Raw genomic sequence first — 15,639 nt, 5'->3', positions numbered from 1 at the left:
TTCAGACTTAATAAGAGAGGGGATTAGTCATACAAAGGAGATGACGAAGATGAGATATGAAGAATTTAAATTAGCACTTATCAATTCGAGACCTGGTGATTGGTTGTATGATCATGACACGAGTGTGTATGTATTAAAGGATAATATATCAATTACAATTGATTCAGATATTACGGTTCCAAGCGAAGGCTTTAGTGAGGATTGGGTTTCGGTTTATGAAGATGATATTGCTTATGAGAAGTTCTTTAATCTTCGCTATAACGGAGTTCCGATTGAGCGATTCCATACCGTTGCAGTAGATGGATTTCGCGTGTTTATTCCCTATCCAGATAAAGAACGAATGACGATTACTGAAGAGCAATATCGCATTGCCGATATTGTTAATCTAGTCTATAACGGTCCAGAATTACTTGATTATTTCGGTCGAGGAGACCTTTCAGTTGTGATTTAAAGCATCCTTAAGGGGGTGCTTTTTATATGGGTGAGTTTTCAATAGCTTTCTTTGACAATTTTTTAGAAATCGTTCGATTAAAATTTGGGGTGATTGGGAATAAGTGAAAGTAGGAGGGGTCAAGAATGAAAAACTATACTGTTACATTTTATTTTACTGGTGGAGAAAGTGTTGTTTTTGAACTAGAAAGTGGTTATGAATTAAACCAACAAATCGAAAAGATTCAATCTGCTAAGTGGTTTGATCATAAAAATGAATATGTAAACATGGATAAGGTTATTCGATTTGAAATTGTTGAGCGCTAGAGTCTCTACATAATTTTAGACCACAAAAAGACATTAGGTTTTTTATCCTAGTGTTTTTTTTTTGTGGGAAAAACATGCTACTAAAGTGTTTGGTGCTTTTTGTCGATCCGAACACTTTTATAGGTCATTATTACGCTTCTCTAAATATTAGGGAGTCTAAAAAGGTTTCTCTAACTATTTAGAGAAATTGTAGGTGCACTATATAGACAAGGGAGGAATTATGTAAATGAAAAAATTAGTAATGACCTTAGGTACAGGTTTCTTAGCAGCAAGTTTACTAATGTCACCAGTACAAGCAGCCCAAAACAATACAGGACCGGCGGTACCAAACCAACAGAATTTATCTATTTCTGGTTTTATGACGCATGAGCAGATGACTAAACGTTTAGATCAGATAGCTACTAATAGTCAGGGGCGTGTGGAAGTTGAAGTTGTAGGTTTTTCAAACCAAGGAAGAGAAATTTACAAAGCAACAGTTGGTACAGGTGATCGTGTTATTTTAATTGAAAGTGAAATTCATGGTAATGAAAAAACAGGCACTGAAGCACTGCTAAATATTTTACAGTTTTTAGGTTCAAGTAACTCTCCTAAAGCTAAACAAATTCGTGATGAGGTTACAATCGTTGCCTTACCTAAGATGAATCCAGATTCGGCAGAATTAGATCGACGAGCAAATGATATGACTTGGGGTGAAGTAGTAGAAGCATTTCCACAGCTTAGCGAGGCTTCTTCTCCTGCTTGGAATTACTATACACGCATGCTTCAAGGAACAAATTATGCTGAACGTCCGGGGTTTGATGTAAACAGAGACTTCAACCCTGATCTACAATATATCCCCAAACCAGAAGATTTTCCAGGGAATTCAGCATCCCCTGGTTGGTTTATTACACCTGAAGCACAAACAGTCAGAGATGTTTATGTGGATTTGCAAAACCAATTTGGAAAGGTTGATGTATTTGTCGATTTACATCATCAAGGTCCATATATGAAAGTGGAAGGTACCGATGATGATGTCACTATGTCTATTTCGGGTCAGTTTGTACCAGATCCTAATACGGCTGCTGGGGCAAAATATAATGAGTATGCTGATGATTATGATTACGATTTCTCACGACAACTGAATGTTGCAGTGTATGATGCATTACAAATCGGCAACTCACCATTTAAAAATATTTCTCTCTACCAACAAGGGTTAGATCTACCGGGAACGGCATTAGGATCGTTTGCCTTGAATGGAAGCGGAACAGTTCTCTTTGAAGTTCGAGGTCAAACTCAAAGTTTCGGTCAAAAAATGAGAGGGCAGTTAGTAAAGGCAGTAGAAGATGGCCTTTACGGAATAATTGAAGGAGTGGCTGATGAATCAGTTTATGAAATTGATCCTGAAAAGTATGAAGAAATTCCATTAACAATTCGTTAAATAAGTAAACATACAAGGAACCTAATGGGACCTTGTATGTTTTTTTGAGTGAAAACCATTTAACAATATTTGGTTTTTATTCATATTTTTTTATTTTTATGGGTATCTAGAAGTTAGTACACTAACAACTATTCTAATCAAATGAGTAATTAGTCACTATTTGTCTTATTTTGCTAGTTATATTCTCCTTATAATTATAAAGGAGAGTTAAAATTTATAAGTGGATTTATAGGTAATTTCTATTAATTTCAACTAAAAGGTGGAGATGCGTTGACTGTAAAAAAATAGTTGGTAAGCTAGAAGAGACAATATTAAATTTAAAGGGGTTGTTGAAATGTCAGATGTAATTCGCCTAACACCAGCCGAACTGCGCGATGTAGCTAGACAGTACGATGCAGAGAGTGGTAATATTTATGATTTACTTACTCGTCTTGATGGTATGAGTAGTCATCTTCAAGATGTATGGGAAGGTGCATCTAGCCAAGCGTTTGCTCAACAATATCAAGAATTACGCCCGTCTTTTGATAGAATGGCAGCTCTATTAAATGAAGTATCTATGCAACTTGCTAATTCAGCTCAAACTCTAGAAGATACTGACCGCCAGATTGCTAGTCAAATTCGCGGTTAAATACTTACTAAATTAGCACAATGAAATGATTTTTGGAAAAGAGCGCTGACAATTTTACTTGTTTATGCGCTTTTTTTCCTGTTTAGAGGTGGTACTTATTTATATACAAGTAACTATAGACTTAAGACATTATACAGGGGAAAGCTTTGATTTGAGATTATCGGACTACTATTCTGTGAAAAAGGTCATTGATATCGTATGGCAAATAGAAAAAATAAAAGAACAACCTCGTGAAGGGAATTGGGTCAGAATTGAAAACAAAGGGACGGTATTACCTGGCTATGCTTCACTTCATACAAATGGTGTAACGAACGGGGATAAAATTGTCATTATTTAAATACATCTAGATTTGTAGATGACTTTTTAACTTTTGCAATAGTTGTACTAATGAACCTATCTGTAATTTATAAAGGAGTACCTATATGGAAGAGAAACGACTATCGTACTTAGAAAAACAAATAGAAGCTACTGTAACGAAAGAAAAAGGTCAACATGTCTTTCTTTTTCAAAAAGCAAAGATCAAGTTGAAAGATCATTTAGAGATCGGAATGATTGCTCAAATAAATGACCCAATCGAGAGAGTGATAGAAGAAACAGAAGATGAACTGAAACTTGTCATGAAAAGACCTAAGACTATATTAAATTTTAATATGTTAACAAGAAAAACGACTTACGCAAAATGGTTATTTGTTCATAAACTCGTTAGGGCTGTTGAGGCCCATTCTTATCAGCGACTTAATGTAGTCGTGTGTCCTGATAATATTGTGTTTGATCGTAGTTTTAACCCTGTGTTTTTACATTATGGAGTAAAAGAAAGTTTACCTCCATATAGTGGTGACCCAGACAATCTTTTACTTGAGGTGAAAGCTACAATAAGTGAGTTAATTGATGATTCTCGTACATTTCATGAATACTATCATTTTCATACTACATTAACTTTAAGTCCTCTTGTCCAAGAAATTTTCACTTTAAAGAGCTTATCTGAATTAGCCCACTTTGTCGAAACCACGATTGAAGAAATTGAAATAAGAGAGAAGGCACTTGTTCATCTACCAAAAAAGAAGTGGCTTACTCAAAAATATAGCTTGATTGCTGTTGGGGCTCTATTACTACCTTTAATCGCTTATAGCATTTATTCATTCTTTTTTGTGCAGCCCAAGCAAGAAGCATTTATTCAAAGCAGTGAGGCATTTTTAACAACTAATTATAGTGAAGTGATTAACCAATTAAGTTACTACAGTGCGGATAGTATGCCTTATGTTACTCAATATCAACTTGCCACTTCCTACGTTGAATACGAGTCATTAACAGAAGATCAGCGTAATACCATTCGAAACACGCTCACTTTGCAATCCGATGAACGTTATTTTACTTATTGGATATATATTGGTAGAGGCGAAAATGAGGAAGCTGTTGATTTGGCTAGATCATTAGAAGATCGTGACTTAGTCATGTTAGGTTTGTTGAAATACAGAGAAGACATCAAAGCTGATGATCGACTTTCAGGTCAAGAAAAAGAAGAAGAGTTGCAAGTCATCCAAAATGAAATAGATGAATACATGAGAGAACGTGAAGAGTTAGAGGCCCAAGAAGAGCAAGAAGAAACTGAGATGGAACCTGAGGAGCCTGAAGTGGCAGAGCCTTCTAGTGAGCCTGAGGTAGATGTAGAAACCAATGATGATTCCGAATCGTAGGGGTGGGGAAAATGGAACAATTATTTGTTTTTTATAAAGATACATATCAATTTTACCCTTTCCTACATGATCATAAAAAGGTCACGATAGGAGGAGGGGAGGAGCATACGCTCACGGTTTCCACCTTTCCTTTTGAAAAGGGCGAAATCTCCATTCAGAAAGAAGAAGAGAGATATGAAGTCTATCAAGGAGAGAAAGGAATTGGTGAACTATCATCAAGTCAACCTGTTACTGTATCTGAACAGGGGGAGAATTTAACTCTCGTAGTAAAAAGATATACAGAAGCAGAGGCCACATACTATGTTGGATACAATGACGAGATTACAATTGGCCACCAGAAAGAGGCTATGATTTCCCTTGAAAATAGTAAAGAAGAAACCAATCCACCTTTAATACTAGATCGCTTCACTGGGCAGTGGTGTTTATCAACTACCGGAGATCAAGTCATCTATGTAAATGGTAAACAAGTAAAAGGGAAAAAAGAAATTGTTAATGGGGATATCATTTTTTATTCATTTTTATCCATGACATTTATTGAAGGCGATCTTTTGCATGTGAAAAGCTTAGAAGCATTTAAGACTTCTCTAGCAAGCGCGATCCCACCAACCTCTGAGATGAAAAAGAAATACCCCAATTATCGTCGTACTCCGAGGATGATTTATGATCTTCCTGAAGAAAAAGTGACATTTTCCTTTCCTTCTCAAGAAGGAGATGACAACCAAAGAGCCCTTTGGCTATTAATTCTACCTCCATTGATGATGCTTATTGTGATGGGGATGGTAGCACTATTAATTCCAAGAGGGGTATTTATTATCATCTCTATTGTCATGTTTACAACGACCATTTTCACATCAACTATTCAATATTTCCGTGAGAAGAAAAAACGAAAAATCAAGCTAGAAACACGTTTGCGTGTCTACACCCGTTACTTAGAACAAAAAAGGGAAGAGTTACAAGATTTAAATGATCATCAAAAGAAAGTGTTGTATTATCACTTTCCCTCTTTTGAAAAAATTAAATCTGAAGTGAGTCATATAAGTGATCGAATTTTTGAGCGTACTCTTGATAGTGAAGATTTCCTTCATTTCAGGGTAGGGAGAGCGACCATTCCTGCAAGCTATGAAGTAGCTGTAGGGAGCTTGGATTTTGCTAATCGTGAAATAGACGATTTGGTAGAGAAATCTCAAAAAATGATAGAAGTGTATAAAAAAGTAGAGAACGTCCCACTAACGATTGATGTCTCAAATGGATCCATTGGATTAATTGGTAAACAATCAGTTGTACAAAGAGAAATCCAGCAAATTGTTGGTCAACTAGCATTCTTTCATAGCTATCACGATGTACGATTTGTGGCCATTTTTGATGAAGAACAGTATCAGGAATGGAAATGGATGAAATGGCTTCCGCATTTTCAATTACCACATTCATTTGCAAGAGGTCTTGTCTATAACGAAAGAACAAGGGATCAACTTTTATCATCCATTTACGAAATGCTGAGAGAAAGAGACATGGATGAGGAAAAAGAGAAGAAGCAATTTTATCCTCATTTTGTTTTCATTGTCACAAACCGCTCATTGATATCAGAGCATTTAATCATGGAGTATCTTGAAGGTGAGGGCAAAGGAATTGGGATGTCAACGATCTTTGCAACGGAGACAAAAGAAAATCTCTCTGAAAAAATTCATACATTAGTTAGTTACATTAATAACCAACAAGGTGAAATTCTCATTCAAGATAAAAAAGCATCACATACAAATTTCGCATTAGATCCATACCTTCAGCAAGGGAACGAAACCTATGCCAGAACATTACGTTCTCTCAATCATCTTAAAGGTATGAATAACTCCATCCCAGAAATGGTGTCATTTCTTGATTTATTTAATGCACGTGATGTTATGGAATTGGAAATTGAGAACAAATGGAAGACAAACCAATCTTCTAAATCCTTAGCAGTGCCGATAGGATTGAAAGGGAAAAAGGATCTTGCCTTCTTGAATTTACATGAGAAAGCACACGGTCCCCATGGATTATTAGCTGGTACGACTGGGTCAGGTAAAAGTGAATTGCTTCAAACATATATTTTGAGTTTGGCTGTTCACTATCATCCTCATGAAGTAGCCTTCCTATTGATTGATTATAAAGGTGGAGGGATGGCTCAACCATTTAAGCAAATTCCTCATTTATTAGGAACGATTACAAACATAAATGAAAGTCAAAATTTCAGTACACGAGCGCTAGCCTCGATCAATAGCGAAATGAAAAGACGTCAACGCTTATTTGATCAATATGAAGTCAATCATATTAATGATTACACAGACCTGTACAAAGAAGGCGTAGCAACAGAGCCTCTACCTCATTTGTTTTTGATTTCAGATGAATTTGCGGAGTTGAAAAATGAAGAGCCTGAATTTATCCGTGAGCTAGTAAGTGCTGCTCGGATTGGACGTAGTTTGGGAGTGCACTTAATACTAGCTACTCAAAAGCCTGGTGGAGTGATTGATAATCAAATTTGGAGTAATGCCAGATTTAAAATTGCTCTTAAAGTACAAGATGCAACAGATAGTAAGGAAGTCTTAAAAAACTCAGACGCAGCAAACCTTACGATTACGGGGAGAGGTTATCTTCAAGTTGGTAATAACGAGGTATATGAACTATTTCAATCCGCATGGAGCGGAGCCACTTACATGGAGGAATCAGTTGGTACCGAAGAGGAGATTGCTCTTGTAACAGACTTAGGTCTTGTTCAGTTATCGAATGTTAGTGCAAAGGTAAAACGTGAACAACAAAAGAAGCAAACGGAGATCGAAGCGATTGTTGCAGAAATTGCAAGCACTCAAGAAAAAATGCAGATTGAAAAGCTCCAGAGCCCTTGGTTACCGCCACTAAGTCCACGACTTCCTCGAGTTGAAGTGAGTGAAAAAGTGGAAGGTGAATTTCTTATTGGATTAAAAGACGAGCCAGAAAAGCAAAGCCAAACACCATATCGTTATAAGTGGATAGAGGATGGTAATATAGGGATATTTGGATCGTCAGGATATGGTAAATCAACTACTATTCTTACTTATTTACTAGAGTTCGCGAGAGCATTTAGTCCAGAACGATTGCATTATTATGTATTTGATTTTGGGAATAGTTCGCTCTTGCCACTAAGGCAACTTCCTCATACTGCAGATTATTTTAGGTTCGACGATCAACGCAAAATAGAGAAATTTATGGCATTTATTAAGAAAGAAATTGAGCAGAGAAAGCAGTTATTTCTTGATCATGAGGTCAGCAATATTACGCACTATAATCACTCAGCTGATGAAAAATTACCAACAATCGTATTGACTATTGATAATTTTGACCTTGTAAAAGAGGAGCTTCCTGATATTGAAACGCAATTTATCCAGTTTGCACGTGATGGTCAATCACTTGGGGTAATGGTCATGCTTACGGCCACTAGAATTAATGTTGTAAGACAACCTCTTATGAATTCACTAAAAACAAAAATTGTTCACTATTTAATGGATAGCAATGAGAAGTTTTCGATTATTGGTCGAACGCCATATGAAGTCGAATCCATTCCTGGTCTTGCCTTAATCATTAAAGACCAAGTTTCACTTGCTCAAATCTATTTGCCTACATCAGGTGAGGATGACCTTGAGGTGCTTGCAGGAATGAAGGCTGATATTGAGCAGTTAAAGGAATCATACAAAGAATGTCGTCTGCCTGAAAAGATTCCGATGCTTCCAACACGACTTGATTACCACACATTCGTTAAGTCGTATGTACACAATATGAAGCAAGGTCAATTAACTATTGGCTTAGATGAAGAAACTGTGACCCCATTATCAGTTGATGTCATTAGTAATCAACATTGCTTAGTAGTAGGTCAAAGTAAGAAAGGTAAAACAAATGTTGTGCAAGTGGTAATTGAAGGGATCTTTAGGCAAGACCATGCAAGTATTGGGCTCTTTGATGGGGTGGATCGTAGGTTAGCCTCATATGCTACGCGCGAGTCGGTCCACTATATTGAGACGAAAGAACAAATAAATGAATGGATCAACCAGGTGGAAGAACAACTTAAAAGCCGGGAAAAAGACTATCTAGAAGCAATAGGTCAAAAAGCAACAGGGCTTTCTTTCGCACCTGTTTATCTAATTGTAGATAGTATCTCTCGTTTACAACAAACGATAGATGCACCAATCCAAACAAAGTTATCAGCCCTAATGAAACAATATAGCCATCTGGGATTTGCGGTAATAGTGGCTGGTAATACAAATGATTTCACAAAAGGATTTGACCCACTTACGAATGAATTAAAGCAAATTAGACAAGCTATTTTGTTAGCTAAGAAGTCAGATCAGAGTTTAATTACTTTACCATTTACGCGAAATGAGCCTGAGGTACTACCGGGCTTTGGTTATATCATTAAAGATGGGGTTGCAACTAGATTGCAGATTCCTAAATGTTGATGTGGGAAAGAAGGGCAAATGATGTTCGAAAAAAAGAATTTAATTAAATTAATTGCGATGGTTGTCCTCATCCTTGTCTTGCCAAGTTTGTTCTTTGCTTATATCGGGCAAGACCCGACGAAGAAAACAGAAAGATCGACAGGCGAGATCGCCATTGTTAATGAAGATTTAGGAGCCGAATTTCAAGGTGAACAAATGTATTTTGGTCAGGCTGTAACCTCATCGCTAGGTGAGAATTCTGAGTATAGTTATGTAGTGGTTGGTCGAAATGCAGCCGAATCAGGACTAGAGCGTAATCAGTATGATGGGATTCTTTATCTATCCTCTGATTTCTCTAGAAATGTTTTAACATTTAAAGAGGATGAACCACAAAGAGCTGCTTTAAGTTACCGAATACAACCCAATTTAGATGCACGAAATATTGAGAGAGTTCAACGCTCCTTGCAAAATGCAAGAAACCGAATTAATCGCCAAGTTACGAGTATTTATTGGGATGTTGTCGCTCAAGAAGTCGATGATATTCGTCAAAAATTCGATACGATTGTAGAGCGAGAGATTGCTTTCCAAGAAGCGATGTATTCATTTTACGCACCAAGTTCACGAACGATTGCTGAAGAAGTAGAGCAGCAAAAAGAATTATTAGAACAACTGCTAGCTTCTTCTTCAGATGCAGAAGCTACCTCTGAAGAGATGATTGTAGGTATTGAAACCTCTGAACAACAACTAGCTTCTTTTTTGGATAATGTTCAGTCATACAGAGAATATCAAGAACAGCAAAAGGAATTACTTTTGACCACCAGTCTTGAGAATCAGCAGTTACTTGAAGAAGGTCTAACAACCTATGAATCTACGATGACCGGAGGATTCGATACAATCGTAAGAATACGAGAAAATCCAAGACCAGCATTCATGAATGATGGGGCGGATTTTTCTAACAGTCTCTCGGTAGTCGAAGGTTCAATCGATACTAATCGTTCACTCCTGACTAACTTAAGAGGAACTGCCGGGCAAGAAACTGTTGATGGTTTAGCTAGTCAAATCCAATCTACCCAACGAGACATGTTGAGTGAATTTCGAAATGTACGTGCTAGTCAGTCTTTTAATCAGCTAGAAGCCTCAATGCTTCCTCTCCGTAATGAATTAGCAAATCAAGTGCCTGAGGAAGAAGGAGAAGGTGAGGATAATTCGTCACCTAAAGTTGAGGTTGAGCTGCCCACAGGAGAGCTTGTAACAGCTGATGCTCTAAATGAATTAAAAGCACAGCTTGCTCAACTGAAGGTAATCATCGAAGCGGTACCACGTGAAGAAAACGTAGTAGCACAAGTAGAAGATGAAGAGGAACAAACGGAAGAATTAGAAGAAGCTGAAGAAACGGAAGAAACGGAAGAAGAATCAGAAGGTAATGGAAATTCAAGATTAGAAGAATTGAGAGCAGCAGCAAACGCTCTTGATGAGGAAGTTGAAAGAGTAGAGGCCATGTTAAATGAGCAGGCTTCGATCCAGGAAGACTGGGAGCGTGTTTTCCAAGTACTGATTGAAGAATTGGAAAACAACCCAGGAACAGCACCGCCAATTGGAACGCCAGTAGATGAAGTGATAAGAGCGAAAATCAAGGAAACGGAGTCACAAATTTTAGCAGCAGATTATTTAACAGGTAGTCGTAAACAAAGACTTGCTCCATATTTTGAATCGACTATAGGCAGTCGCGATATGGAACAGTTACTTACGTATTATTCGTATCTTTCTGCTTATCGTGAACGAGCTAATCAATCCTCTCAACTTGAAGAGGAAGTCATCTCAGATATTTTACAAAATCATGAGAATAGAACAGCTGTTGAAGAAACTTTTGAAGAGATTGAAGGAGGAGTTAGTGATCTCCAAACAGGCTTAGATCAATCAAGAGAGAACTTGGATCTTCTTGAAAGAGATTTTGAGAGCTTTGTTGAAAGTGTTTATACATTTATTGATGAGTACGACGAAATTGTTCAACAAGAGCAAGAGCTCATTGCAGCAGAACTACAAGAAATAGAGGGCAATGCTACTCAAATAACAAACGCACTAAGAGATGGAACAACTACACCAGAAGTAGAGAATGCGCCAATTGAAGGGATGGACGGGGAAATCATTATTTCTTCTCAACAAGAAGCAAGAACGAACATTCAGCAGGTATCGAACTTAGTAAGCTCGCTTTCTGACCGTTCTGGTTATGTTAATGAATATACGGATGAATTGTATGAAAAGGTAGGCTCCGTACAAAGTCGGGCTAATGAGTTAAATAATAATTGGGCAACCAATGTTGAAGCCACTCAACTTGTTCAAGATGATATCTACAGTATTTTACGAAATGCAGTGGTGGATGGACAACCTAACCCTTATGTATATGATCATTTATCTAACCCAGTTCAGATCAGTGGGGAAGCTCCTGAAGAGAGCGTCAATCATACACCTCCAGTCGTGATGTTAATCATTATATTAATTTCAGCATTAGTGATGGGGATTTTTGTTTATTACTTCTCTTATGTCCCGACTATGTTAAACATTACAATGTTTGTCTTATTGAATTTAGCTGTTGGGTTAATTATTAGTATCTATGGGTTAAATATTTATCCTATGAATGATATGCAATCATTCCAATGGACAGTTGTAACGATTCTGTTCTTAATCGCAGCATCTGGATTGGTTCAATTAGGATTAACCATTGGTCTTATAACAGGCGGCTTAGTTATTGTCGGACTGATGTTATTCTTTGTGACACCGCTAATGGATCTAGTGATGCCGAACTTTAGCATGAGTCACCCGATTTCTCAGGTGTATATGTCGATTCAGTTTGGTGATAAATCATTGTTTATCCCAGCGGTATTGATAACGTCAATTATAAGCCTGATTGTTGTGGCTATTCCTTACTTAATTAGAATTCGTCGTTCTAAAAAAGAAGAGGTCGATCTAGATGAGAGTTATGAAGGTTAATAGTAAGATCACTCCAACCCTTTTATTCTGTTTTATGGCTATGCTTCTTCCGTCAGTCGTCTTGGCGGAAGAAGCAAAAATAGCAGTACCACAGCAATACCAAGAAAGAAATATTAAGGTAGATCTTAATTATTACAGAGAAGACGAGCAAAGAAGACGTCAAGCAATTCCAGAGGAACAACGAGTGTTGACGTTTAATCAAAGAGAACTAAGTTACTTCACTGATGTTTACGACCAACTCTTTTTACAATCAACTCTAGATACCAATACCATTGCAACGAAGGCAGAACAGCTACAATTGTTTAGTGGAGGCGAAGATTCAATTCCGGTTAATAGGAGTGCACAAGCAGAACCAACTACTGGATTCATACAAGTTAGTACACTCCTAATAATTAGCGTTATATTGGTCATTGCGATTCTGGTGATTGTGGTCATTCCTAAAGTAATAAGAAAGCCGACTAAATACGATCAATTATAAAAAGTTACTGAAGTTATACACTTATCCTGAATGGAAAAGAAGGGTGTGAAGGGTTATGCCATTGACGGGTTTATATTTGAGGTTACGTCAAAAGCAAGACGAACTAGCAAGGCTTAGGGCGTGCCGAAATGAATTAACAAGTTGTAGAGAAGATTTCTACAGCAATGAACACTTATGCAAGAACCCTAGTTTGTCTCCTGTAACATGGGCAGGGAGTTTGGCAGATCGTTTTGAAAACCTACGTGAAGGCGGCCTTGTATCAAGTTATCGGGAACTTCCAGGAAGTCAGCTCGAAACCTCTCTTCAAACTCTCTCATCAAAGATTTCACAGACCGAGCAAGAGATTATTTCACTTCAACAATCTATCATCGCCGCAAAAGCAGCAATGGTAGCACGTTAAGGAGGGACATAAATGAGCGAAATAAAAATTTTATATGCTGATGTCGAACAAGAATTAGCAAAGTTGCAAAATTCAATTCAAGCGCTTGATCCTTCGATGCCGACAGCAGTTGGAGCTAATAATGTTTTAGAAGTAGTTGATCGGATGAATCAATTAAACCAACAAATGAATCAGATGGTTGAAGCATATCAGGCACTTTTATTGAAGAATGAACAAGATACGCTTCAAGCTCTAGAAACAATGAAAGAAGCAGATCAGCAAGTGAGCTCTCAAATTATGACAAAATAGAAGGGGATATTTCAACTTAGATTCACAGTAGGAGAAGTTTAAGCAAGTGGAAACGAGTATGAAAAGCTTAATCGCTAGAGAAGATTCCCTCAAGCGATATTTGGCTAAAGGGTGAAGAATAATGAACACGCTAATAAGTACCATTAAAGATTCTATGTACGATATCAAATACTATTGGGCTGAAATGAAAAACGTCAGTGGGAAAAAGGAAAAGTCAAAATACTTTTCTTTGGTACATTTTAATGCGTTTTTCTTATTCTTTACCCAGGAGTAGCCCCTGCATGAGTTATCTAACTCATGCAGGGGCTATTTTTAGTATTGTATAAGAAAAGAGCAGAAACTATTTTATATATAGCTAATTATTGAAACATCGGAAATACATATTGGACTAGGAACCATAAGAAGCCAAAAAAGATAATGATGTATGCAAAGTATTTAATGAATGTAGAGGCTACTCTACTTGAGTCCTGCTTTTTCTCGACATGTCGTTCTTCCACATCTACATCTTTTTTCATAGTAATCACCTCCTTGTCAATGTTGTTTGTCTTATCACCTATATATCCGTAAAAGGAGTCTTTAAAACATGAGTAAGAAGGGAGCATATCACATACCCAAATTACTCCCTTTCGTAACTAGTTAGAAGGTTTCATTTATATAGAAGTGGCTGATAGGAAGCTCAGTGCTATTTAACTTATTTGCTAGAGGGAGGTTTCATATAGCCATTTTGCGGGCATTTAATAAGCACAGGACAAACATCGTTAAAAATGTTAAAGAAAGGTGTGAAGCAGTTATGTTATGGACGGTATTAATTGTATTATTTGTATTATGGTTACTTGGATTTTCCCTTGAAGTCGGAGGTGGATTAATCCACTTACTTTTAGTTGTCGCATTAGTCGTTTTTGTTATTCAACTCTTAACAGGCAGAAGAGCCTAAATGTAGCAAGCGTTCTAGCTTAGGACGCTTGCTTTTTTCATGGATTTTATTTCTTGGGCCATAATAAAAGCAATAAAAGGTTCAAGGAGTGAGTGATCGTAATGAGGACGTTTCTATTTTTTATGATTGTGTGCTTCATGCTGTCTACAAGTTTAATGATGGAAGGGAGTGCTAGAGAAATGACGTATCCTAATCAACATTTACTAATAAGTGTAGAGGAATTAGCAGGGAGATTGAGCGATCCAACCCTTAGGATTATTGATACACGGAATGATGGTTATGAAGAAGGGCACATCTACGGTGCGGTTTCATTTGACACGAGAACATTAGTTGATTCAACACATCCTATCGAGGGGTATTTAATTCGGGAGCAACCTTTTGAAGAACTAATGAAAGAGTTAGGCGTAAGAAATGAAGATGAATTAGTGATTTATGATGATGGCTTAGATACAGCCGCAACTAGACTTTTCTATGCATTAGAGCTTTATGGTCATAATAACGTAAGAGTGTTAAATGGTGGGTATACAGCATGGACAGCAGCTGGAGGAGCGCAATCCACAACTGCTCCCGAAGTGAAAACAAGTGATTTTAAAGCGAAGACTTCTCCGTATATAGAAGTAGAAAAAGAGTACGTTAAATCAGCAATAGATAACCCTAATAAAGTCATTTTGGATGTTCGCTCAAGAGCAGAATATAAAGGTGAGGATGTTCGTGCTAAAAGGGGTGGACATATACCAACAGCTGTAAATATAGAGTGGAAAGAGGTCTTAAAAGACGGGGTACCTTTTTTCAAAATGAGCGATGACATTGAGCGGATGCTTCTTCAAGCAGGTGTCACAAAAGATAAGCAAGTCATCATCTATTGTCAAAAAGCCAACCGGGCATCTCATATGTACTTTACATTAAGACTTATGGGATTTGATCATCTAAGAATGTATGAGGGGTCTTGGCAAGAATGGGGAAATGATCCTCATACACCGATTACAAATCTGAGTGAGGAATAAAGCATGAGAGCAGCTCCTAATTTAACTTTAGAGCCGCTTTTTTTCTTTGACAAAATACTTCACTAGATATATATTTAACTACATGAAGTAAATAATTAACTAAGTGAAATAAATGACTGGAGATGTTTATGAATAAGGATGAATTGTATCAATATTATACAAGGCTAGATAAAGCATTTTATAAAACGATGAAAACGATTGGACCTAAAGTATATGAGAAATTAGAACATAACTTAACAGGTGAGCAGTTCTTTGTATTAAATACGATTGATCAACTTGGAAAGATTACATCTTCTCATTTAGCAGAAGAGCTTCAAGTTAAACCAAGCGCAATTACAGCTATGATTGATCGTTTATCCAAAAATGATTTTGTGATAAGAGAACGTGATGAACAGGATCGCAGAGTGGTTTATCTAGGTATTTCAGACTCCGGTAAGCTGGCATTGAAAACGTCAAAGGAAAAAAGAAATACGATTATGGAAAAGTACGTTTCACAGATGACGGATCAAGAAATTGAGCAGCTCACTACTCTTTTAGAAAAACTTACAACAATCATAGTCGATTCAGAAAAATAGTTTATATTTTAAAACGAAATTAAATTTACAATCAAAAAGGA

The 15,639-nt window shown here is 37.0% G+C and carries 15 protein-coding genes; 14 read left to right on the top strand and 1 reads right to left on the bottom strand.

Going from position 1 to position 15,639, the window contains the following annotated elements; all coding sequences use genetic code 11:
- The first annotated feature begins 49 nt into the window (after positions 1 to 49).
- From RYX56_RS19795 to RYX56_RS19745, 11 genes are all read left to right on the top strand, one after another.
- Complete coding sequence (locus tag RYX56_RS19795; protein WP_317123761.1) at positions 50 to 451, top strand: hypothetical protein; 402 nt, start codon at positions 50 to 52, stop codon at positions 449 to 451.
- Between the two features lie 125 nt (positions 452 to 576).
- On the top strand, positions 577 to 756 hold the full coding sequence (locus RYX56_RS19790) for a hypothetical protein (RefSeq protein WP_317123760.1): 180 nt from the start codon (positions 577 to 579) through the stop codon (positions 754 to 756).
- Between the two features lie 226 nt (positions 757 to 982).
- Positions 983 to 2,173 (top strand): M14 family zinc carboxypeptidase, encoded by a 1,191-nt coding sequence (locus tag RYX56_RS19785; protein ID WP_317123759.1) that lies wholly within the window; start codon positions 983 to 985, stop codon positions 2,171 to 2,173.
- A 334-nt stretch (positions 2,174 to 2,507) separates the two neighbouring features.
- The gene (locus tag RYX56_RS19780; RefSeq protein ID WP_317123758.1) at positions 2,508 to 2,801 is read left to right on the top strand and encodes a WXG100 family type VII secretion target; all 294 of its coding nucleotides are present in this window, start codon (positions 2,508 to 2,510) and stop codon (positions 2,799 to 2,801) included.
- 97 nt (positions 2,802 to 2,898) lie between these two features.
- Positions 2,899 to 3,138 carry an ESX secretion system protein YukD gene (yukD, locus tag RYX56_RS19775; protein ID WP_047974093.1) on the top strand — a complete coding sequence of 80 codons (240 nt, stop codon included), beginning with the start codon at positions 2,899 to 2,901 and terminating at the stop codon, positions 3,136 to 3,138.
- Positions 3,139 to 3,223: 85 nt separating this feature from the next.
- Positions 3,224 to 4,495, top strand: a complete 1,272-nt coding sequence (gene essB, locus RYX56_RS19770) for a type VII secretion protein EssB (RefSeq protein ID WP_317123757.1) — start codon at positions 3,224 to 3,226, stop codon at positions 4,493 to 4,495.
- 11 nt (positions 4,496 to 4,506) lie between these two features.
- Positions 4,507 to 8,952, top strand: coding sequence for a type VII secretion protein EssC (gene essC / locus RYX56_RS19765; RefSeq protein ID WP_317123756.1), 4,446 nt, complete (start codon positions 4,507 to 4,509; stop codon positions 8,950 to 8,952).
- Between the two features lie 18 nt (positions 8,953 to 8,970).
- Positions 8,971 to 11,919: a type VII secretion protein EsaA gene (gene esaA / locus RYX56_RS19760; protein WP_317123755.1), complete on the top strand. Its 2,949-nt coding sequence runs from the start codon at positions 8,971 to 8,973 to the stop codon at positions 11,917 to 11,919.
- Positions 11,900 to 12,397, top strand: a complete 498-nt coding sequence (gene essA / locus RYX56_RS19755; RefSeq protein ID WP_317123754.1) for a type VII secretion protein EssA — start codon at positions 11,900 to 11,902, stop codon at positions 12,395 to 12,397. Before esaA ends, essA begins: the two co-directional genes overlap by 20 nt.
- A gap of 55 nt (positions 12,398 to 12,452) precedes the next feature.
- Entirely contained in the window at positions 12,453 to 12,797 is a 345-nt protein-coding gene (locus RYX56_RS19750; RefSeq protein WP_317123753.1) for a DUF5082 domain-containing protein, read from the top strand.
- 12 nt (positions 12,798 to 12,809) lie between these two features.
- Positions 12,810 to 13,085: a YwqI/YxiC family protein gene (locus RYX56_RS19745; protein WP_317123752.1), complete on the top strand. Its 276-nt coding sequence runs from the start codon at positions 12,810 to 12,812 to the stop codon at positions 13,083 to 13,085.
- A gap of 359 nt (positions 13,086 to 13,444) precedes the next feature.
- On the opposite strand, the gene RYX56_RS19740 is transcribed toward RYX56_RS19745, so the two are convergent.
- Positions 13,445 to 13,600 carry a hypothetical protein gene (locus RYX56_RS19740; protein ID WP_198530559.1) on the bottom strand — a complete coding sequence of 52 codons (156 nt, stop codon included), beginning with the start codon at positions 13,598 to 13,600 and terminating at the stop codon, positions 13,445 to 13,447.
- A gap of 275 nt (positions 13,601 to 13,875) precedes the next feature.
- On the opposite strand from RYX56_RS19740, the gene RYX56_RS19735 reads away from it, so the two are divergent.
- The 3 genes from RYX56_RS19735 (at position 13,876) to RYX56_RS19725 (ending at position 15,598) form a co-directional block, all read left to right on the top strand.
- A complete protein-coding gene (locus RYX56_RS19735; protein WP_317123751.1) occupies positions 13,876 to 14,019 on the top strand; it encodes a lmo0937 family membrane protein in 144 nt (47 codons plus the stop codon).
- A gap of 101 nt (positions 14,020 to 14,120) precedes the next feature.
- Positions 14,121 to 15,023, top strand: coding sequence for a sulfurtransferase (locus tag RYX56_RS19730; RefSeq protein WP_317123750.1), 903 nt, complete (start codon positions 14,121 to 14,123; stop codon positions 15,021 to 15,023).
- A gap of 128 nt (positions 15,024 to 15,151) precedes the next feature.
- On the top strand, positions 15,152 to 15,598 hold the full coding sequence (locus RYX56_RS19725) for a MarR family winged helix-turn-helix transcriptional regulator (RefSeq protein WP_317123749.1): 447 nt from the start codon (positions 15,152 to 15,154) through the stop codon (positions 15,596 to 15,598).
- Positions 15,599 to 15,639: the final 41 nt, after the last annotated feature.

The organism is Alkalihalophilus lindianensis (genome assembly GCF_032843265.1).
In the GTDB taxonomy this organism is placed as follows: Bacteria; Bacillota; Bacilli; order Bacillales; family Bacillaceae_D; genus Alkalihalophilus; species Alkalihalophilus lindianensis.
The sequence above is the reverse complement of the archived record's forward strand: the minus strand, read 5'-3'. Positions and strand labels throughout refer to the sequence as shown.

Coding starts and splice junctions, on each gene's coding strand:
- RYX56_RS19795 (WP_317123761.1), top strand. CDS start 50: ATGAGATATGAAGAATTTAAATTAGCACTTATCAATTCGAGACCTGGT.
- RYX56_RS19790 (WP_317123760.1), top strand. CDS start 577: ATGAAAAACTATACTGTTACATTTTATTTTACTGGTGGAGAAAGTGTT.
- RYX56_RS19785 (WP_317123759.1), top strand. CDS start 983: ATGAAAAAATTAGTAATGACCTTAGGTACAGGTTTCTTAGCAGCAAGT.
- RYX56_RS19780 (WP_317123758.1), top strand. CDS start 2,508: ATGTCAGATGTAATTCGCCTAACACCAGCCGAACTGCGCGATGTAGCT.
- essB (WP_317123757.1), top strand. CDS start 3,224: ATGGAAGAGAAACGACTATCGTACTTAGAAAAACAAATAGAAGCTACT.
- essC (WP_317123756.1), top strand. CDS start 4,507: ATGGAACAATTATTTGTTTTTTATAAAGATACATATCAATTTTACCCT.
- esaA (WP_317123755.1), top strand. CDS start 8,971: ATGATGTTCGAAAAAAAGAATTTAATTAAATTAATTGCGATGGTTGTC.
- essA (WP_317123754.1), top strand. CDS start 11,900: ATGAGAGTTATGAAGGTTAATAGTAAGATCACTCCAACCCTTTTATTC.
- RYX56_RS19750 (WP_317123753.1), top strand. CDS start 12,453: ATGCCATTGACGGGTTTATATTTGAGGTTACGTCAAAAGCAAGACGAA.
- RYX56_RS19745 (WP_317123752.1), top strand. CDS start 12,810: ATGAGCGAAATAAAAATTTTATATGCTGATGTCGAACAAGAATTAGCA.
- RYX56_RS19740 (WP_198530559.1), bottom strand. CDS start 13,600: ATGAAAAAAGATGTAGATGTGGAAGAACGACATGTCGAGAAAAAGCAG.
- RYX56_RS19735 (WP_317123751.1), top strand. CDS start 13,876: ATGTTATGGACGGTATTAATTGTATTATTTGTATTATGGTTACTTGGA.
- RYX56_RS19730 (WP_317123750.1), top strand. CDS start 14,121: ATGAGGACGTTTCTATTTTTTATGATTGTGTGCTTCATGCTGTCTACA.
- RYX56_RS19725 (WP_317123749.1), top strand. CDS start 15,152: ATGAATAAGGATGAATTGTATCAATATTATACAAGGCTAGATAAAGCA.